The 20,513-nt window shown below is 64.5% G+C and carries 17 protein-coding genes; 15 read left to right on the top strand and 2 right to left on the bottom strand.

The window, feature by feature from the left end; all coding sequences use genetic code 11:
• The first annotated feature begins 114 nt into the window (after positions 1-114).
• The 13 genes from ACJJV2_RS01330 (at position 115) to tatC (ending at position 13,137) form a co-directional block, all read left to right on the top strand.
• Positions 115-2,373, top strand: coding sequence for a primosomal protein N' (locus ACJJV2_RS01330; RefSeq protein ID WP_405277805.1), 2,259 nt, complete (start codon positions 115-117; stop codon positions 2,371-2,373).
• Between the two features lie 240 nt (positions 2,374-2,613).
• Positions 2,614-4,299, top strand: coding sequence for an arginine--tRNA ligase (argS, locus tag ACJJV2_RS01325; protein ID WP_404325437.1), 1,686 nt, complete (start codon positions 2,614-2,616; stop codon positions 4,297-4,299).
• Between the two features lie 3 nt (positions 4,300-4,302).
• Positions 4,303-4,956, top strand: a complete 654-nt coding sequence (locus ACJJV2_RS01320) for an SPOR domain-containing protein (protein ID WP_043332968.1) — start codon at positions 4,303-4,305, stop codon at positions 4,954-4,956.
• A 331-nt stretch (positions 4,957-5,287) separates the two neighbouring features.
• Positions 5,288-5,809 carry an ATP-dependent protease subunit HslV gene (gene hslV, locus ACJJV2_RS01315; protein ID WP_043332970.1) on the top strand — a complete coding sequence of 174 codons (522 nt, stop codon included), beginning with the start codon at positions 5,288-5,290 and terminating at the stop codon, positions 5,807-5,809.
• A 1-nt stretch (position 5,810) separates the two neighbouring features.
• Entirely contained in the window at positions 5,811-7,136 is a 1,326-nt protein-coding gene (gene hslU / locus ACJJV2_RS01310; RefSeq protein WP_043332972.1) for an ATP-dependent protease ATPase subunit HslU, read from the top strand.
• 350 nt (positions 7,137-7,486) lie between these two features.
• Positions 7,487-7,846, top strand: a complete 360-nt coding sequence (locus ACJJV2_RS01305) for a gamma-butyrobetaine hydroxylase-like domain-containing protein (protein WP_043333080.1) — start codon at positions 7,487-7,489, stop codon at positions 7,844-7,846.
• 147 nt (positions 7,847-7,993) lie between these two features.
• Positions 7,994-8,740 carry a bifunctional demethylmenaquinone methyltransferase/2-methoxy-6-polyprenyl-1,4-benzoquinol methylase UbiE gene (gene ubiE / locus ACJJV2_RS01300; RefSeq protein WP_043332974.1) on the top strand — a complete coding sequence of 249 codons (747 nt, stop codon included), beginning with the start codon at positions 7,994-7,996 and terminating at the stop codon, positions 8,738-8,740.
• Between the two features lie 7 nt (positions 8,741-8,747).
• The gene (locus tag ACJJV2_RS01295) at positions 8,748-9,416 is read left to right on the top strand and encodes an SCP2 domain-containing protein (protein ID WP_131432768.1); all 669 of its coding nucleotides are present in this window, start codon (positions 8,748-8,750) and stop codon (positions 9,414-9,416) included.
• Positions 9,413-11,041: a ubiquinone biosynthesis regulatory protein kinase UbiB gene (gene ubiB / locus ACJJV2_RS01290; protein WP_405277800.1), complete on the top strand. Its 1,629-nt coding sequence runs from the start codon at positions 9,413-9,415 to the stop codon at positions 11,039-11,041. The genes ACJJV2_RS01295 and ubiB overlap by 4 nt, the downstream gene beginning before the upstream one ends.
• Before the next feature lie 201 nt (positions 11,042-11,242).
• Complete coding sequence (locus tag ACJJV2_RS01285) at positions 11,243-11,578, top strand: phosphoribosyl-ATP diphosphatase (protein ID WP_043332980.1); 336 nt, start codon at positions 11,243-11,245, stop codon at positions 11,576-11,578.
• A gap of 109 nt (positions 11,579-11,687) precedes the next feature.
• Entirely contained in the window at positions 11,688-11,942 is a 255-nt protein-coding gene (gene tatA / locus ACJJV2_RS01280) for a Sec-independent protein translocase subunit TatA (RefSeq protein WP_043332981.1), read from the top strand.
• A gap of 5 nt (positions 11,943-11,947) precedes the next feature.
• Complete coding sequence (tatB, locus tag ACJJV2_RS01275) at positions 11,948-12,346, top strand: Sec-independent protein translocase protein TatB (protein ID WP_043332982.1); 399 nt, start codon at positions 11,948-11,950, stop codon at positions 12,344-12,346.
• On the top strand, positions 12,346-13,137 hold the full coding sequence (tatC, locus tag ACJJV2_RS01270; protein WP_131432770.1) for a twin-arginine translocase subunit TatC: 792 nt from the start codon (positions 12,346-12,348) through the stop codon (positions 13,135-13,137). The genes tatB and tatC overlap by 1 nt, the downstream gene beginning before the upstream one ends.
• A gap of 187 nt (positions 13,138-13,324) precedes the next feature.
• Here tatC and elbB read toward each other — a convergent pair whose 3' ends face one another.
• Positions 13,325-14,011, bottom strand: a complete 687-nt coding sequence (elbB, locus tag ACJJV2_RS01265) for an isoprenoid biosynthesis glyoxalase ElbB (protein WP_284726899.1) — start codon at positions 14,009-14,011, stop codon at positions 13,325-13,327.
• 665 nt (positions 14,012-14,676) lie between these two features.
• Here elbB and hemB point away from each other — a divergent pair.
• The gene (gene hemB, locus ACJJV2_RS01260; protein WP_405277796.1) at positions 14,677-15,696 is read left to right on the top strand and encodes a porphobilinogen synthase; all 1,020 of its coding nucleotides are present in this window, start codon (positions 14,677-14,679) and stop codon (positions 15,694-15,696) included.
• 48 nt (positions 15,697-15,744) lie between these two features.
• Entirely contained in the window at positions 15,745-18,030 is a 2,286-nt protein-coding gene (ppk1, locus tag ACJJV2_RS01255) for a polyphosphate kinase 1 (RefSeq protein WP_405277794.1), read from the top strand.
• 203 nt (positions 18,031-18,233) lie between these two features.
• On the opposite strand, the gene ACJJV2_RS01250 is transcribed toward ppk1, so the two are convergent.
• A complete protein-coding gene (locus tag ACJJV2_RS01250; protein ID WP_405277792.1) occupies positions 18,234-20,375 on the bottom strand; it encodes a PhoX family protein in 2,142 nt (713 codons plus the stop codon).
• Positions 20,376-20,513: the final 138 nt, after the last annotated feature.

Below are 20,513 nucleotides of genomic sequence, written 5' to 3'. Positions count from 1 at the left end.
CCGCAAGACCAAACTTTGTGCCGTTTATTGCGGGCAACACTCTGTAGACTGCGTGCCACGGCATATCCCCGTTTTACTGAACGCCTCATATCACCTCATATCCGGATACCTTGCGTGCCTGACACTACCGACAAGACTGCGACTCACCTGCCGGGACGTGTGCTGGGCATCGCGATTCCCGGCCCGCTGCGCGATCTGTTCGACTACCTGCCATCCCGCCAGCCGCCTCGTCACGGCTGGCAGGTGGGCCTGCGCGTGCGCGTCGAATTCGGGCGTCGCCAGCTGGTCGGGGTGATCGCCGAGCTGCGCAGCGACTCAAGCTTCCCCATCGACAAGCTCAAGCCTGTCAGCGAAGTCATCGATGACGAACCGCTACCGGCCGACTGGTTGTGGATATGTCAGTTTACCGCGCGCTATTACCAGCACTCGCTCGGCGACACCTTCGCCCAGGCGATGCCCTCGCTGCTGCGTCAGGGGCGCGCCCTCGAGGCGCGTACCCGTGAGCGCTGGACGCTGACCGAGCAAGGCCGCGCCACCGAGCCGGCAAGCCTGGGGCGAGCCACCCGCCAGATCGCGTTGCTGGAGCTGCTTGCTCAGCATCGTCATGGCCTGGTGCACAGCGCCATCACCGCCCAGGGCTTCACCCGCCAGCAGCTGGAGACCCTGCGCGGCCGCGGCTATATCGAATCCCGTGAGGAGCCGGTGACCGGCGCCACGCCGGAGCAGGCCAACAAGGGCGTGCTCGCCGAACCCGGCCTGGCCCTCAATGATGAGCAGGGTCGCGCCCTCTCGCGTCTGCATGAGGGCCTGAGCCGCTTCTCGCCCACACTGCTGGAAGGCGTGACCGGTTCCGGCAAGACCGAGGTCTACCTGCAATTGATCGAGGCGGTGCTGGACCGCGGCGGCCAGGCGCTGGTGCTGGTGCCCGAGATCGGCCTGACGCCCCAGACGCTGGAGCGCTTCCGCAGACGCTTCCGCGTGCCGCAGGTGATGCTGCACTCCGGCGTCAGCGATGGTGAACGCCTGGATGGCTTCGAAGCCGCCCGCAGCGGCCGGGCGCGCATCGTGATCGGTACCCGCTCCGCCATCTTCACGCCGATGGCCAGACTCGGCGTGATCATCGTCGACGAGGAGCACGACGGCTCCTTCAAGCAACAGGACGGCCTGCGCTATCACGCCCGCGATCTGGCGCTGGTGCGCGGCAAGCAGGAAGGCATACCCGTGGTGCTCGGCAGCGCCACGCCGTCTCTGGAAAGCCTGCGTCATGCTCGCGAAGGACGCTTCACGCATCTGCACCTGCATCAGCGCGCCGGACGCAGCCAACCGGCCCGACTGCACCCGGTCGACCTGCGCGGCCGCATGACGCTGGGCGGCCTCTCGACCCAGAGTCTGGAGGCGATCGAGAAGCGCCTCGCCCAGGGCGATCAGGTGCTGGTGTTCATCAATCGGCGTGGCTTCGCGCCGACCCTGACCTGCCATGCCTGCGGCTGGATCGCCGAATGCGACAACTGCGATGCCCGCATGACCCTGCATCGTCATCCACCCCAGCTGACCTGCCACCACTGCGAGCGCACCCGCCCGCTGCCGGATGCCTGCCCGGCCTGTGGCAGCGGAGATGTTCGCCCGCAGGGCGCGGGCACCGAGCGCACCGAAGAACTGCTCGGTGAGAAATTCCCCGACGTGCCGGTGCTGCGCATCGACCGCGACAGCACCCAGCGCAAGGACGCCATGAGCGAGGCGCTGGCGGTGATCCGGCGTGGCGAGCCCTGCCTGCTGGTCGGCACCCAGATGCTGGCCAAGGGCCACCACTTTCCCCACGTCACCCTGGTGGTGGTGGTCAACGCCGACAGCGGCCTCTATGCCGCCGACTTCCGGGCGCTGGAGCAGTCCGCGCAGCTGCTGGTGCAGGTCGCGGGGCGTGCCGGACGCGCCGAGCGCCCCGGTGAGGTGTTGATCCAGACCCGCCACCCGGAAGACCCCAACCTGCTGACGCTGATTCAGGCTGGCTACCCGCAGCTGGCGGGGGAATTGCTCGAGGAGCGCCGCATCGCCCAGCTGCCACCGTTCAGCCATCTGGCGCTGCTGCGCGCCGAGGCCACTGACCAGCAGCAGGTCGAACAGTGGCTGTTGAAGGTCGGTGGCGCCCTGCGCCAGCACCTCGAGGCTGCCAATCTCAAGGTGGATTGCCTCGGCCCGGTACCCGCACCGATGGAGCGTCGCCAGAATCGCTATCACGCCCAATTGCTGTTGCGCTGTGCGAAACGCGGCCCATTGCATGAAGCGGCGGCCTGGCTGGTGACGCTCTGCGAGCAGGACCGCGACGCACGCCGCCTGCGCTGGTCGCTGGATGTCGATCCCGTCGGCATGGCCTGAGTGATACGCAAGCGGTATGGCAGCCCTTCACGCCGCTTGCGATGAACTGACCACTATCCCTGCAGGGCGCGGAATGCGGCGCGATTGATCACGACGGTTTATGCAAGCCGCAGGATCGGTGATAATGCCCGCCATCGTGCAGCGACATCCGCACTCCCCCATTGCCCGCAGGCCTGATGCCTGCAACCGCCTGCTGTATGGCACGCGGTGCGACCCGAGCCGTGAAGAGACCGATATTCCATGAAAGAGACGATCATCGAACTGCTGGGCCAGGCCCTGGAAACCCTCAAGGCCGACGGCACCCTGCCCGCCGACGCCAGCCCGCAGATCAAGGTCGACCCGACCAAGGACAAGAGTCACGGCGACTACGCCAGCAATCTGGCGATGATGACGTCCAAGGCCGCCGGCATGAAGCCGCGCGATCTGGCCGAGAAGCTGATTGCGGCGCTGCCGGCCTCCGATGCCGTCTCCAAGGTCGAGATCGCCGGCCCCGGCTTCCTGAACTTCTTCGCTGATACCGGTGCGGTAGCCGATATCGTGCGTCGCGTCTTCAGCGAAAGCGACAGCTTCGGTCACAGCGACGTGGGTGCCGGCGAGAAGGTGCAGGTCGAGTTCGTTTCCGCCAACCCGACCGGCCCGCTGCACGTCGGTCACGGCCGCGGTGCCGCGGTCGGCGACGTGCTGTGCCGCCTGCTGGCCGCCACCGGCCACGACGTCACCCGCGAGTTCTACTACAACGACGCCGGCGCCCAGATCAACAATCTGGCGCTCTCCGCCCAGGCGCGCGCCAAGGGCCTGGGCCCGGATGATGCCAGCTGGCCGGCCGATGGTTACCGCGGTGACTACATCAGCGAACTGGCCGCCTCCTACATGGCCGGTGACACCGTCGAGGCCGATGGCAAGCAGGTGACCGGCGCCGCGGACCCCGATGATCTGGACGCCATCCGCGTCTTCGCCGTCGCCTATCTGCGCCACGAGCAGGATCTCGACCTCAAGGCCTTCGGCGTCGAATTCGATGTCTACTTCCTCGAGTCCTCGCTCTACAGCGACGGCAAGGTCGAGGAGACCGTCAAGCGTCTGGTCGACAACGGCTACACCTATGAAGACGATGGCGCCCTGTGGCTGCGCACCACCGACTTCGGCGATGACAAGGACCGCGTGATGCGCAAGCGTGACGGCGGTTACACCTACTTCCTGCCCGACGTCGCCTACCACCTCGACAAGTGGCAGCGTGGCTTCACCCAGGTCATCAACGAGCAAGGTGCCGATCACCACTCCACCGTGACCCGCGTGCGTGCCGGTCTGCAGGCTCTGCAGGCGGACATCCCCAAGGGCTGGCCGGACTACGTGCTGCACCAGATGGTCACCGTGATGCGCTCCGGCGAGGAAGTGAAGCTGTCCAAGCGTGCCGGCAGCTACGTGACCCTGCGCGACCTGATCGAGGAAGTTGGCCGCGACGCGACCCGTTACTTCCTGGCGGCACGTCGCGCCGACTCCCAGCTGACCTTCGACATCGACCTGGCGCGCTCCCAGTCCAATGACAACCCGGTCTACTACATCCAGTACGCTCATGCCCGCGTGCACAGCGTGCTGCGCAAGGCCAGCCGCGAAGAGAAGCCCTTCGACGAAGCCCTGGCCATGGCGCAGCTCACCCTGCTGACCAGCGACCAGGAAAAGGCCGTGATGAATCGCATGGCGCAGTTCCCGGACGTCGTCGCCCACGCCGCCAAGGTGCGCGAGCCGCAGCAGGTCGCCCAGTACCTGCAGGACCTCTCCTCCGACTTCCACACCTGCTACAACGCGGTGAAGGTGATGGTCGAGGACGACGCGACCCGCAATGCGCGCATGGCGCTGGGTCTGGCGACCGCTCAGGTCATCCGCAACGGCCTGGCCCTGCTGGGTGTCAGCGCTCCCGAGGAGATGTAAGCCATGGCTGCTCGCCGCCCCGCCAACAAGAAGCCCGCCTCCCGCCAGGGGGCGAGCCCCCGCCGGCAACCCGCTGCCAGCCAGAGCCGTGGTCTGCCCGGCTGGCTGTGGGGCATCATCGGTCTGATCGCCGGCTTCGCTCTCGCGCAGTACTTCGAGAAACAGGCCCCGCGTCTGCCGGTCGCGGCCATCGTGCCCAAGGCCAACACGCAGCAGAACGGACAGCAGAACGGGCAGCAAGCCGCCAAACAGGGCAACCAGCAGCAGAAGGAAGCCCCCGAAGAGTCCGCCGGCAACATGCCGACCTTCGAGTTCTACACCCTGCTGCCGGAAACCGAGGTGATCGCGCCCAAGGTGGATGAGTACAAGTCCACGCCGCGTCCGGGCAGCGCCGAGAGCACCAAGAAGTCCGAGGCCTCGCTGACCAACTACATGTTGCAGGCCGCGTCCTTCCGCGAGATGAGCGATGCCAAGAAGCTGGCCGGCAAGCTCAAGGACCTTGGCCTGCTGGCCAAGGTCAGTGACGTCAACGCCTCCGGCGGCACCGTCTGGCACCGAGTGCAGGTCGGTCCCTACAAGGACACCCGCGAGCTCAATCGCGCCCAGGACCTGATGAACACCCAGGGCATCGAGCCCTTGTTGATCAAGCTGCAGTAAGCCAGGCGTGAGCCTTGCGACAGACGGGCCCGCTCATTTTTGAGCGGGCCCGTTGCATGAGGGCGCAGACCAGGGCCGATCGCAGTCAACGCTGAGTCGCCGATGACTTGAAACCCGTATCGGCGCCCCCATCTACAGCATTCCGGTGAGATATCAGGCCCGCGTGCCGCCCGTCAGGCGGTGCAGGATCGCGGCAAGCAGTGGCAAGCGCCAGGCTGACGATCACCACCCGTTTTACGCGACGAGGCCACGGCCTCGTCTGCCCAGAAATGCCATGCCCGGCCCCGTTCACCTTATTCCAATCGCCGGCATGCTCTCTCAGGAGTTATCCATGACCACGATCGTCTCCGTGCGTCGCAACGGCCAGGTCGCCCTGGCTGGTGACGGCCAGGTATCCCTTGGCAACACTGTCATGAAAGGCAACGCCGCCAAGGTGCGTCGTCTGTATCGCAATCAGGTGCTGGCCGGTTTCGCCGGTGGTACCGCCGATGCCTTCACGCTGTTCGAACGCTTCGAAGCGCAGCTCGAGAAGTATCAGGGCCAGTTGGTGAAGTCCGCCGTGGAGCTTGCCAAGGAGTGGCGCTCAGACCGCGCCCTGCGCAAGCTTGAGGCCATGCTGGTAGTCGCCGACAAGCACGCCTCCTTGATCATCACCGGCAACGGTGACGTGGTCGAGCCCGAGCACGGCGTACTGGCCATCGGCTCCGGCGGCAACTACGCCGAGGCCGCTGCCCGCGCCCTGATCGAGAATACCGAGCTTTCCGCCCGCGAGATCACCGAGAAGTCCATCTCCATCGCGGCCGATATCTGCGTCTTCACCAACCACAATGCCATCATCGAGGAGCTGTCCTGAGATGTCCCAGATGACCCCGAAGGAAATCGTCAACGCCCTCGATCAGCACATCGTCGGCCAGCCTGAAGCCAAGCGCGCCGTGGCGGTTGCCATGCGCAACCGCTGGCGCCGCATGCAGCTCGATGACGATCTGCGCCCGGAAGTCACGCCGAAGAACATCCTGATGATCGGCCCGACCGGTGTCGGCAAGACCGAGATCGCCCGTCGCCTGGCCAAGCTGGCCGGCGCGCCCTTCCTCAAGATCGAGGCGACCAAGTTCACCGAGGTCGGCTATGTCGGCCGTGACGTGGAATCCATCATCCGCGACCTGGTCGAGGTCGCGATGAAGCTGGTGCGCGAAGACGCCATGAAGGAAGTGCGCGACAAGGCCGAAGATGCCGCCGAAGAGCGCATCCTCGACGCCCTGCTGCCGCGGGTGCGTGGCGAAGAGTACGACGCTGCCGCCAACAACAGCAGCACGCGCCAGATGTTCCGCAAGAAGCTGCGCGAAGGTCAGCTGGATGACAAGGAAATCGACATCGAGCTGAGCCCGGCCAGCCAGAGTCTCGATTTCGCCACCCCGCCGGGGATGGAAGAGATGACCAGCCAGCTGCAGTCCATGTTCTCCAACATGGGCAAGCAGCAGAAAGAGAGCCGTCGCATCACCGTCAAGGAAGCGCTCAAGCTGGTTCACGAGGAAGAAGCGGCCAGAATGGTCAGCGATGAAGACCTCAAGAGCCGTGCCATCGAGGCCGTCGAACAGAACGGTATCGTCTTCCTCGACGAGATCGACAAGGTCGCCAAGCGTGGCGAATCCGGCAGTGGCGGCGACGTGTCCCGCGAAGGCGTGCAGCGCGATCTGCTGCCGTTGATCGAAGGCTCCACCGTGTCCACCAAGCACGGCATGGTCAAGACCGACCACATCCTGTTCATCGCCTCCGGTGCCTTCCACCTGTCCAAGCCGTCGGACATGATCCCGGAGCTGCAGGGTCGTCTGCCGATCCGTGTCGAACTCAACGCCCTGACGCCGGAAGACTTCAAGCGCATCCTGACCGAGCCGTCCGCCGCCCTGATCCGTCAGTACAAGGCATTGCTGGCGACCGAAGGCGTCGAGCTGAGCTTCGCGGATGACGCCATCGAGCGCATCGCCCAGATCGCCTATCAGGTCAACGAAGGCACCGAGAACATCGGCGCCCGTCGTCTGCACACCGTGATGGAGCGTCTGCTGGAAGAGATCTCCTACGAGGGTGGCGATCAGCCCGGCGAACTCAAGGTCGATGCCGCCTACGTCGATGCCCGCCTGGGTGATCTGGCGCGTGATGAAGACCTGTCGCGCTACATCCTCTGACGACACGCTCACGCGCCTGACAGCCCCTCATGGAAGCCAGTCCCGTTCCTGAGGGGACTTCTGACGCCCGATCCGGCTTGGCCCGGATCGGGCGTCAGTGCATCATGCGCACAAGACACATCGACCGGCCAAGCGCCGTGCTCGACGCCTATCTGCCTTCGCCATGCCGCCCTGCGCCCTACGCCCTACGCCGCCGCGCGGCATGCAAGCCCGAGGATGCCCCGATGAGCCACGACACTCCCAAGGACGCCGCCGCGTCCCACGACGCTGATACCAGCGGCCAGCAGCGCGACTACCGCCTCAACGAGCGCCATGCCCGCGATGGCGAAGAGGCCCCGGTACCGACGCGCGTGCACTACCACAAGTCAGAGCGCGAACTGGAGCTGGGCTACGCCGATGGCCAGAGCTTCCGCCTGAGCACCGAATTCCTGCGCGTGATGTCGCCGTCGGCGGAAGTGCGTGGCCACGGTGTCGGCCAGGAAACCCTGCAGGTCGGCATGCGCTACGTCGGGCTGACCAACATCACCCAGAGCGGCCGCTACGCGCTGAAGCTGCACTTCGATGATGGCCATGACAGCGGCCTGTATACCTGGGAATACCTGTGGGAACTGGCCAATCGCCGCGACGCCATGTGGGCCTACTACCTGCGTCAGCTGGAAGAGGCCGGCGCCTCGCGCGAGCCACTGGGCATTCCGCTCAACCAGCTGTAAGCCACTGATGCCACTGGGCGCGGCAAGATGTCCGAGTCGACGTCTTGCCAAAAGACAGCCCGCTGGCCAGCGGTTACAATCGAGCCACTGCGAAAGCTCACCATATTGTGCTGACGTCGCCACGGCGGCGTCACAACAGGGGAAGTCATGGACAAGCGTACGACTCACTTCGGTTATCAGGAAGTTGCCGTGGACGAGAAGGCAGGCCGCGTCGCGGATGTCTTCCACAGTGTCGCCGCCAAGTACGACGTGATGAATGACCTGATGTCGTTCGGCATCCACCGTCTGTGGAAGCGCATCACCCTGGAGCGTGCCGGCGCCCGTCCCGGCCAGTCGGTGCTGGACATCGCCGGCGGCACCGGTGACCTGACGCTGAAGTTCTCGCGTCTGGTCGGCCCGAAAGGCCGCGTGGTGCTCGCCGACATCAATGCCTCGATGCTCAACGTCGGCCGCGACAAGCTGCTCGACCGTGGCGTCGGCGGCAACGTCGAATACGTGCAGGCCAATGCCGAGGCCCTGCCCTTCCCGGACAACACCTTCGACATCATCACCATCGCCTTCGGGCTGCGCAACGTCACCGACCAGGCCAAGGCCCTGCGCTCCATGCAGCGCATCCTCAAGCCGGGCGGCCGTCTGCTGGTGCTGGAATTCTCCAAGCCGGTCAATCCGCTGCTCTCCACCGCCTATGACCAGTACAGCTTCCGGCTGCTGCCCAAGATGGGCGAGATGGTCGCCGGCGACGCCGACTCCTACCGCTACCTGGCCGAGTCCATCCGCATGCACCCCGACCAGAAGACGTTGGCCGGCATGATGGAAGAGGCCGGTCTCGAGCGCGTCGAGTACACCAACCTGACGGGCGGCATCGTCGCGTTGCACCGCGGTATCAAGCTCTGAGGCTGTCATGGCATTGCTGACCCCCCTGCTGTTGGCGACCGCTGAGCGGACGCTGAATCAGCTGCTTGCTCGCGACCCGGCCTCGACGTCGCGCCTGAATGCACTGGCAGGCCGACGCCTGCTGGTGCGTGTCGAACGCCCCGCCTTTGACCTGCTGGTGCACTTCGACCTGCAGGGCCTGCACCTGTTGCGCCTGCCCCAGGCCAACGAGAGCGATGGCGATGTGGTGGTGGAGCTCGACATGGAGACCGCCGCCGCCCTGCTGTCCGGTGAATCCATCGAGCGCCTGATGTTCGAGGGTCGCCTCGCCGTGCGTGGGCGCATCCATCTGCTGGAGAGCGCCCGTGACCTGGTGATGGACCTCGACCTGGATTGGGAAGGCGCGCTCAGTGAGTGGTTCGGCGAAGCCCCCGGCCATAGCCTGGCCAGCGGCCTGCGCAGCCTCGGGCGTTTCGGCCTGATCAGCCGCCGCGAGCTGGAGCTGGACCTGCGCGAGTACCTCACCGAGGAGGCGCGCTGGCTGCCCGGTCAGGCGCAGATGCGCGTCGCGCGCGACGAGCTGACCGAGCTGACCCAGTGTCTGGACCGCACCGAAGCACGTCTGGCGCGGCTGCGCCGTCATCTCGAGGCCGCCACCTCCCATCAACCTGCCGAGCGGGAGTGCCAGCCGTCGTGAGACTCTATCGCCTGCTGAGCATCCTGTGGGTCATCGCCCGCTACCGCCTCGACGACCTGGTGCCGCCGGGGCGCGTGCCGGCCCTGCTGCGCCCGCTGCTCAAGCTGTCGCCGCTGCGTCTGTTCCCCATCGGCAGACGCACGCGCGGCGAGCGTCTGCGTCTCGCGCTCGAGGCCCTCGGCCCGATCTTCATCAAGTTCGGCCAGATGCTCTCGACGCGCCGCGACCTGCTGCCGCCGGACATCGCCGACGAACTCAAGCGCCTGCAGGATCAGGTGCCACCGTTCGAGAACCAGGTCGCGCGGGAGCTGGTCGAGCAGGAACTCGAGATGTCGGTCGAGGAAGCCTTCGCCGAATTCGAGGCCCAGCCTCTGGCCTCCGCCTCCATCGCCCAGGTACATGCCGCACGACTGCACGATGGCTCGGACGTGGTGGTCAAGGTCATCCGGCCGCGCATCGAGGAAGTGATGCGCAAGGACATCGGCCTGCTCTACATGTTCGCGCGCCTGTTGATGAAGGTCTCGCCGGAAGCCCGTCGCCTGCGCCCGGTCGAGGTCGTCGCCGACTACGAGGCGACGCTGTTCGACGAGCTCGACATGCACAAGGAGGCTGCCAACACCTCCCAGCTCAAGCGCAACTTCCTCGACTCGCCGCTGCTCTACGTCCCGGCCATCCACTGGCCACTGACGCGCCGCCGCGTGATGGTGCAGGAACGCATCCGCGGCATTCCGGTCGCCGATATCGAGGAGCTGACGGCGCAGGGCACCGACCTCAGGAAGCTGGCCGAGCGCGGCGTGGAGATCTTCTTCACCCAGGTATTCCGCGACAACTTCTTCCACGCCGACATGCACCCCGGCAACATCTTCGTCTCGCGCGAGAACCCGCACGACCCGCAGTTCATCGCCATCGACTGCGGCATCGTCGGCAGCCTGACCCGCGAGGACCAGGACTACCTGGCGCGCAACCTGCTGGCCTTCTTCCGCCAGGATTACTACGAGGTCGCGGCGCTGCACATCGAGTCCGGCTGGGTCGGCGAAGGCACGCGCGCCAACGAGTTTGCCGCGGCCATCCGCGCCGTCTGCGAGCCGATTCTCGAGAAGCCGCTCAAGGACATCAGCTTCGGCCAGGTCCTGCTGGGGCTGTTCCAGACCGCGCGCCGCTTCAACATGGAAGTCCAGCCGCAGCTGGTGTTGCTGCAGAAGACCCTGCTCAACATCGAGGGCCTCGGCCGCCAGCTGTATCCGGACCTGGACCTGTGGGCCACCGCCCGCCCCTATCTGGAGCGCTGGATGAAGGAGCGCGCTGGCCCCAAGGCGTTCTGGGCCGAGATGGTCAAGCAGGCACCGGAGCTGTCGCATCAGCTGCCACAGCTGCCGGCGATGGCCTTCCAGGCCATGGAGCGCATCGAGGACGAGCATCGCGCCCGTCAACGCCAGACAGAAGCCATCACCACGCTGCGCGACCGGGTCAATCACGCCTCCAGCACCAGCTGGCGGCTGCGCGCGGGCCTGCTGCTGGTGGCCGGCGCGTTCGGTTGGCAGCCCCTGATGGCCTGGGCGGAGACCCAGTCCGTGGCGGTACTGGTGGGCGCAGGACTGGGAATCGTGTTATTGCTGTGGCGCTAGCCGCAGGCAGACATGATGGCCTGACTGGCCCGGCGCGCAACGACACTTGCCGCCCCATGGGACGCAGTGCAATATGAATGACATATAACACTTGCATCCTGAGTCGCCTGCCCACGCCGTGCCGTTTGCCGTGCAAGGTGTGACGTCAGCGCAGAACTCGATGACTTAACGCAAGACCCAAGCTTTCAGGAATGATGATTCATGAGTGATATTCTCAACCGTCTGTCAGTGGTACTGGCAGAACGGCGCGACGCTGACCCGACCTCCTCCTATGTCGCGAGCCTGCATCACAAGGGCCTCAACAAGGTACTGGAGAAGATTGGCGAAGAGGCGACCGAAACCGTACTGGCCGCCAAGGATTTCGCTCACGACGACGTGGACTCGCAGCGTGCCGTGATCGGTGAGACCGCTGACCTGTGGTTCCATTCACTGGTCATGCTGTCGCATCTGGGGCTGGATCATCAGGAAGTGCTGGATGAGCTGGCACGCCGCTTCGGTGTTTCCGGCCATGATGAAAAGGCCGCTCGCGGTCAGTGAAGGACCCGTATTCTTCCGGCGCAAGTCGGCTTTCCGGCAGCGGTGCCAGCACCCTGCAAGTCTCAAGGCCCAATGACCCGGTGTCAGCGGCCCAAATGGAGAATTTCCCATGTTAGGTGGCATCAGTATCTGGCAGCTTCTCATCGTGCTCGGCATCATCATCCTGATCTTCGGGACCAAGAAGCTGCGCAACGTCGGCTCTGATCTCGGCGGTGCCGTGAAGGGCTTCAAGGGCGCGATGAAGGAAGAAGAGAAGAAGAGCGACGAGCCGACTGCCCAGCAGAAGGTCGCGCATGAGGAAAAGCGTGGCGACACCATCGATGTCGAGGCCGAGAGCCGCGATACCGCTGACAAGCGCTCGTAACCCGCATGTTCGATATCGGCTTTTTTGAACTGGCATTGATCGCGCTGCTGGCGCTGATCGTGCTCGGCCCGGAGCGTCTGCCCCGGGCCGCCCGCACTGCGGGTCTGTGGCTGGGACGCATCAAGCGCAGTGTCTCGGGCATTCAGCAGGAAATCAGTGCCCAGCTGGAAGCCGAGGAACTGCGTCAGACGCTCAACGAGCAGAAGAAGCAGCTCGATGAGACGCTCGCTCATGCGCGCAACGAGGCACGCGATGTCGAGCGCGGCATCACCGAGTCCAGCACGTCCCGCGATGCAGGCGCCTCCGGCGCCGAGACCAGCCCCCGCCCTGCCGAGAATGGTGCGCCGGCCACCGAGCCGAGCACTGCTTCCGACACCCGTGAATCACGAGAGCCACGTTCCTGATGAGTGATCCACATGCCTCACCGTCAGGTGGTCAGGGCGACGCCGCACATGCGCCGCTCATCGAGCACCTGATCGAGCTACGCTCGCGCTTGCTGCGCGCCACCCTGGTGGTGCTGGTGGTTTTCGCCGCGCTGTACGGCTTCTCCAACCAGATCTACCTGTATGTCGCCGAACCGCTGATGGCATTGCTGCCACCGGGTTCGCAGATGATCGCCACCGAAGTGGCCTCGCCCTTCCTGGCGCCCTTCAAGCTGACATTGGTGGTGGCGCTGTTCCTGGCGATTCCCGCCGTGCTCTATCAGGCCTGGGCGTTCATCGCGCCGGGCCTCTATGAGAACGAGAAGGCGTTGGCCCTGCCGCTGCTGGCCTCCAGCATCCTGCTGTTCTATGCCGGTGCGGCCTTCGCCTACTACGTGGTGTTCCCGCTGCTGTTCCAGTTCTTCACCACCACGGGCCCCGAGAACGTGGCGATCATGACGGACATCAATCAGTACCTGAATTTTGTCCTCAAGCTGTTCTTCGCCTTCGGGGTGGCCTTCGAGATTCCCATCGCCACCTTCCTGCTGATCTGGACCGGTGCGACCACGGTGGAGGCTCTGAGCAAGAAGCGCCCCTATATCGTGATCGCCTGCTTCGTGGTCGGCATGCTGCTGACACCGCCGGACGTGATCTCGCAGTCACTGCTGGCGATCCCGATGTGGCTGCTGTTCGAGGTCGGCATTCTGGCCTCGCGCCTCTTCAAGCGCCGGCGTGCGGCCTCAGACGATGAGGCATCGCAGGACACGCCCTGAACGTGGCTGCCAGCAGTTGGGCATCAGAAACAGGGCGCCAGAAACAGTGCCTCAGAATCACAGCATCAAAACAGAAAGCCCCGCCGGGTCACCGGCGGGGCTTTCTGTTTCTGGGGGCTTTGTGTTTCCAGGGAACTTGCTCACACCAGCCACGCGCTATCACGCCAGACGCACAGGCGTGTCGAGATCAGTCCTGCTCGGCGGCGCGCGCCTTGTCGTCCTCGATCCAGCTATCGATGCGCTCGACCAGCTTGAAGATGCCCTGGGCCGCTTCGCTGATGCGCTCCGCCAGCAGGTAGGCCGGGGTGGTGACGACACGGTTGGCGGCGTCGACGACGATGTCCGTCACCTCACAGCTCTTGTGCAGGCCGCCCTGGGCGCTGATCGCCCCGGAGACACTGGCATCGTTGCCGATGGTGACCGAGATGCCCTCCCCCAGCAGCTTGGGCACCATCACCGGCGCGATGCACATCACGCCGATCGGCTTGCCGGCCGCGTGGAAGGGCTGCACCGCTTCCTGCAGGCCCGCGACGAGCTCGAGGTCCTCACCCTTGACGGCAAAGTCACACAGATTCTTGGCGGCGCCGAAGCCACCGGGCAGGATCAGTGCATCGAAGTCGTCCGCTGACAGCTCTTCCAGCGGGCGCACCTTGCCACGTGCCAGACGCGCGGACTCGACCAGCACGTTGCGGGTCTCCTCCATCTCGTCGCCAGTGCCGTGATTGATCACGTGATGCTGCGCGACATCCGGTGCAAAGCACTCATAGGCAATGCCCAGCTGATCGAGACGCAGCAGCGTCAGGGTAGTTTCATAGATCTCGGAGCCATCAAAGACACCGCAACCGGAAAGGATCAGGGCTACCTGCTTGGTCATGGGTTACTCCATTGACGATGAGCTGTGCGCGGCGATTGCCGGACAGGTCAGAAAAGACTAATACAAGCGCGTGACTGATTCGAATGCCGAGCCTCATTTCATGCCCAGCGTCATGCCCGGCGTCATGCCAGGCGCGAGACGCTTCAGCGGCACCGAAGATGCGCGACCGCCACGCGGCAGACAGTGACAGGCGTGCAGGCGAGGCATGTCACAGCGCATCCTCTCAAGACTATGGGCGGCCCTGGCACAACTCAAGTGCTGCTCCTCGTCCACTCGCATGCCATCAAGGCTCTGGTGCCGGAGGCTTGCCGCGGTGTCCGGACTCGTCTTGCAGCCCCACACACCCGCCCCATACGGGGCGTGCATGAGGCGCGACACCGCGACACATCTCCTGCGCCTGTGGCCACAAGTCAACGCTGATATACTCAATTGACCCTGCCACAGGGACGACGGCTCCCGTCACGGGCCACCCACTTGCAGGCCGCAAGCCAGGCCTTCTCGTCGCCCGACAGACGCCTTGTCGTCATGTTCAGCCCCTGCTGGCACCTCACGTGACCGGCCTTGCCCCATGACCGCTGGCATCACTGTAATATTAATGAAATATTATAGACCTAGACTGCCTGCGACCATCACGGGAGCGGACCACCCGACCCGGAGAGCATTTCTTGAGCCAACGTACCCCGCGCCAGTTTCCTGCGACTCGTATGCGCCGTATGCGCAAGGACGACTTCTCTCGCCGCCTGATGCGTGAAAACCAGCTGACGGCCGATGATCTGATCCTGCCGGTCTTCGTTCTCGAAGGCTCCCAGCGTCGTGAAGCCGTGCCCAGCATGCCGGGCGTCGAGCGCCTGTCCATCGACCTCATGGTCGAAGAATGCCGCGCCGTCCACGCACTGGGCGTGCCGGCCATCGCGCTCTTCCCGGTGGTCGATGCCGATGCCAAGACGCTGTATGCCGAAGAATCCTACAACGCCAACGGCCTGGTGCAGCGTTGCGTGCGCGCCTTGAAGGAAGCGCTGCCGGAGCTAGGCGTCATCACGGATGTCGCGCTCGACCCCTACACCGTTCACGGTCAGGACGGCATCCTCGACGAAGACGGCTACGTACTCAACGACCGCACCGTCGAGACCTTGATCAAGCAGGCGCTGTCACACGCGGAAGCCGGTGCCGATGTCATCGCGCCCTCCGACATGATGGATGGCCGCATCGGCTCCATCCGCGCCATGCTGGAACAGGAAGGCCTGATCAACACGCGCATCATGGCCTACTCGGCCAAGTACGCCTCCAACTACTACGGCCCGTTCCGTGACGCAGTCGGTTCGAGCGGCAATCTGGGCAAGGCCGACAAGCAGACCTACCAGATGGACCCCGCCAACAGCGACGAAGCCCTGCATGAGGTGGCAATGGACATCGCTGAGGGCGCTGACATGGTGATGGTCAAGCCGGGCATGCCCTATCTTGATGTGGTAACGCGTGTGAAGCGCGAGCTGGAAGTGCCGACCTTCGCCTATCAGGTCAGCGGTGAGTACGCCATGCACATGGCGGCTTTCCAGAACGGTTGGCTGGATGCCGACAAGGTCATTCTCGAGTCGCTGATGTGCTTCAAGCGTGCGGGTGCCGACGGCATCCTCACCTATTTTGCTCGCCAGGCGGCCGAATTGCTGGCGCAGAAAAACCGCCTTTGACAACCCCGGCCATTGCGGATGCGGCTGACCGGGATCATGGAGTTGATGATGGAACAGACGCCCAAGCAAGACACCGACAACAACACGGCGACCCTGCCGGAAGTCGCTGACAGTCGCGACAAGGATGCTGCCCCCAAGGCAGCATCCACCCCACGGGAAGGCGAGATCGAGCTGGCGGCGGATGAGCCGCCGGCTCAGGAACCGCTGCCCCTGCGCGTCAACCGGACGCGTACCGGTATCCATGCCAAGGCCACCCCCTCCCCCGAGGCTGATCTCGCTGATCCGGCGCTGTACTTCAATCGCGAGCTGTCCAACCTGCAGTTCAACATCCGCGTACTTGAGCAGGCCAAGGATACCTCGCATCCGCTGCTCAACCGCTTGATGTTCCTGCTGATCTTCACGTCCAACATGGACGAGTTCTTCGAGATTCGCGTGGCGGGTCTCAAGCATCAGATCGCCTTCGATCGCACCGACCCCGGCTGTGACGGCATGCTGCCGAGCAAGGTGCTCGATGAGGTGTCCCGCATCACGCATGAGCAGGTCGAACGCCAGTACCGCATGCTCAACGAGGACCTGATCCCCGCGCTGGAAGAGCAGCACATCCGCTTCCGTCGCCGCAATCAGTGGAACGATGCCCAGAAGGCCTGGGTGCGCGATTACTTCGAGGAAGAGATCCAGCCGGTCATCAGCCCGATCGGTCTCGACCCGTCGCACCCGTTCCCGCGCCTGGTCAACAAGAGCCTCAACTTCATCGTCGAGCTGGAAGGCAAGGATGCCTTCGGTCGTGAAGGTGGCCTGGCCATCCTGCCGGCCCCGCGCTCGCTGCCGCGTCTGATCCGCATCCCGGATGGCCTCGTCGAGCCGGGGTACACCGAATACGTCTTCCTGTCCTCGATGATCCACGCTCACGCCCAGGAGCTGTTCCCGGGCATGAAGATCAAGGGCTGCTATCAGTTCCGCCTGACCCGCAACGCCGACCTCTCGGTAGATGCCGAGGATGTCTCCGACCTGGCCTCCGCGCTGCGCGGCGAGCTGCTGGCGCGCCGCTACGGCGACGGGGTGCGTCTCGAGGTGGCGGACAACTGCCCGGAGGCGCTCTACACCTTCCTGCTCAAGCAGTTCGATCTGGAGACGCGCGACCTCTATCAGGTCAAGGGCCCGGTCAACCTCAACCGCCTGATGGAAGTCATCGGCGACGTCGGCCGCGAGGACCTGCTCTACGCCCCGTTCACCCCGGGCATTCCCAAGGCGCTCAAGGGCGACAACAGCCTGTTCGATGCGATCCGTCGCGAGGACATCCTGCTGCATCACCCCTTCCAGTCCTTCTCCCCGGTCGAGAACCTGCTCGCCGAGGCGGCGCGCGACCCGAACGTGCTGGCCATCAAGCAGACCCTCTATCGCACCGGCGCCGACTCCAACATCGTCTCCTCGCTGGTGGAAGCCGCACGTCAGGGCAAGGAGATCACCGTGGTGATCGAGCTGCGGGCGCGCTTCGATGAGGCCGACAACCTGCAGCTGGCCTCACGCCTGCAGGAAGCCGGCGCCATCGTCATCTACGGCGTGATGGCCTACAAGACCCACGCCAAGATGCTGCATATCGTGCGACGTGAACACGGCGAGCTGCGTCACTACGCGCACCTGGGCACCGGTAACTACCATGCCAAGACGGCGCGTCTGTATACCGATTACAGCCTGCTGACCGCCAACGAGACGCTGTGCGAGGACGTCCACAAGGTCTTCCAGCAGCTGACCGGCATGGGCAAGCAGCGCAATATCGAGAAGCTGCTGCACGCGCCCTTCACGCTGCATGAGCGCATGGTGGAGATGATCAACCGTGAAGCGCGCAACGCCGAGAAAGGCAAGCGCGCCCACATCATCATCAAATGCAACTCACTGACCGAGCCCAAGCTGATTCGTGCCCTCTACCGCGCCTCGCGGGCTGGCGTGCAGTGTGACCTGATCATCCGCGGCGTCTGCTGTCTGCGCCCGGGCGTGCCGGGGATTTCCGACAACATCCGCGTACGCTCGGTGATCGGTCGCTTCCTCGAACACACGCGCACCTTCCACTTCCACAATGCCGGTCAGCCGGAAACCTGGTGCTCCAGCGCGGATTACATGGAGCGCAACATGTTCCACCGCGTCGAGACCTGCTTCCCGCTGCTCGACAAGAAGCTGGCCCAGCGTATCCGCAAGGACCTGGACACCTATCTGGTCGACAACTGCCAGAGCTGGCGTCTGGAAAGCGATGGCCACTACACCCAGCTGGATGCCGGCGACGCGGAGCCGATCAGCGTGCAGGAAACCCTGCTGTTCGCCTACGCCGCCAAGGCCTGATCGCGCTCGACGAGGTCAGGACAGAACAAAGCTCATGAACTCTCGGCCCTCACGCTTGCGTGGGGGCCGTTGTCGTTGGCCCTCCCCACCCGCTTGATCGACCAAGCGCCCTCAAGCGAAGCGGGGCCAGGTTCAGGCGCATGAAAAAGCCCCCGTATCATCGATACGGGGTCTTCGCGTTCACACCTGACGCGCGGCTTACATCAGACGCCGATCTGGCCGCCATCTTCGCGCTGGATGACCACGGTCGCGGCGCGGGCACGCACGCTGCCATCGGTCTCGGCGGTGGCATCATCGCTCTGCGGCCAGTTGGCCGGGTGCTGGATGTTGATGAACATCGCGGTCTTGTCCGGGGTGGTGAAGATCCCGGTGACTTCACAGCCGTTCGGGCCCACCGCGAAGCGCTTGAGCTGCGCCTGGTTGTCGGCACCGATCACGGCCGCGTCTCCCTCGGCCTGCTCGAGTCCTGCCGGCACGACCGCCAGCAGCTGGTCATTGGTGACCTCGGTGATGCCTTCGTAGCCGTTGTCCGTCTGGATCCACAGGATGCTGTCCTGTCCTTCGCGGCCATCGAAGTAGAGGCCATCGGGACTGGCGAACTCGTTCATCTCGGTCAGGCCGGACAGGTTGTCGGCATCGCTGGCCGCTGCGCCGAACACGAAGATCTCCCAATCGAAGGCCTTGTGATCGCCCGCTTCACGCCAGCGGATGATCTGACCCGCCTCGTTGTTGCCACGCGGATTGGCCGCGTTGGTCGGCGCCGTCTTGTAACCGACACCCGGCTCCTCGATGGCGGTGCCATCGTTGGTGAAGGCGGCGTCAGTGCCTTCCTCGGTACGCTTGGAGTTGTTGGTCAGCGTCATGTAGACCTCACCGGACACCGGGTCCACCGCGCCCCACTCCGGGCGGTCCATCGGGGTCGCGCCCATCAGGTCAGCCGCATCGGTGGTGTGGATGATGATGCCAGCCAGGTCATCGGCCGCCAGCCCCAGTGCCTCGGCCAGGGTGCGACCATCCTTGGTCACGGCGTCCGGGGTCAGCTTGAGCCACGTGCCGGTGCCATCGGCGGAGAACTGGGCGACATACAGCGTGCCCTTGTCCAGATACTTGTCGCCGATCGCCAGACGGTCCTTGAAGTCACCGGCGCCACGGGCATCAGCGGCGTCCCACTTGGCGTCCGACACGAACTTGTAGATGTACTCGTTGCGCGAATCGTGACCGGAGTAGAAGACCACCGGCTCACCCTCGACCAGCTTGCCCGGCCAGCAACCTTCGTGACGGAAGCGGCCCAGCGCGGTGCGCTTGATGGCCTGCTCGCCGGTGTAGGGGTCGATCTCGACGATATAGCCGAAGGTGCGCGGTTCGTTGCGGTAATCCTTGTCGGCGGTGTCTGCCGTCGGCGTGTTGTCGAAACGCGCGAACTCGCCATCGACTTCACTGGCATCCCCGGCGGCGGTTTCCCAGCCATAGCGGCCACGCTCGGTCTCGATGCCGATGCGGTTGTCATCGAGCTGACGATCGCTGCGCTTGACGAAGTAACCCGGCCAGTTCTCTTCGCAGGTCAGGTAGGTGCCCCACGGGGTGTAGCCGTTGGCGCAGTTGTTGTTGGTACCACGGGTGCGCATGCCATCCGGCGAGAAGGCCGTCTTGACGTAATCGCTGCCCGCCACCGGGCCGCTCAGCTTCATTTCGCTGGCGCTGGTGTAGCGGCGGTTGTAGCGCGAATCGCCCACCACTTCCCACTTGCCGTTGCTGGCCTTCTTGACCTCGACGATGGTCACGCCATGGGCATTGATCTCGGTGCGCACTTCATCGGCCGGACGCTTGCCGGAATCCGCATTGGTCGCGCCGCCCTTGGGTGCCCACAGAGCATCCTGATCGATGTATTCGTTGTTCATGACCAGCAGGAAGTTGCTGGAGGCCGTGTCGTCACTCAAGGCGAAGTTGTGCATGCCATCGTGATGCATGCCGACGGTATTGAGCTGGATCTCCGGCGTCATCGCCAAATCCTTGCTCCACTTGGGTGCCTTGGCATTGAGCGGCGTGCCCCACGGCGCCAGCACCTGTGCGGTATACCCCTTGGGAACCACGACTGCATCCGTGCGTGAACCCTTGATCGATTCGAAGGCCAGTGCCAGAGCCGTCTTCTCGCCCGCAGCGGTGCTGGCGGCGTTGGCCGTGGTGCTCAGCCCCGCAAGACCGAAACCACCCAGCATGCTGGCAGCCGCCATGCCCAGGCCACCCTGCAGGACACGACGACGCGAGATGTGTCGTTCGATGACGGATGAGAACGTCTCGTTGCTGCTGGGATTAAGCAGGCGATGGTCTTCGATTTCCTTGCTCATGTCGCTTCCCCGTAGTCAGGTTTCGGGTTGTTCTGTTCAGGCACGCCCACTGAAGCATGCCGAAGGCAACAAGAGTGATACGCGAGCCCGATGACAATACCGTGACGAACGGGCAACAAGGACGAGAGACGACAGCGC

It is taken from the genome of Cobetia sp. Ld8 (assembly GCF_045066615.1).
In the GTDB taxonomy this organism is placed as follows: Bacteria; Pseudomonadota; Gammaproteobacteria; order Pseudomonadales; family Halomonadaceae; genus Cobetia; species Cobetia amphilecti.
Note: the sequence above shows the minus strand (reverse complement) of the source record. Positions and strands in the feature narration are given on the sequence as shown.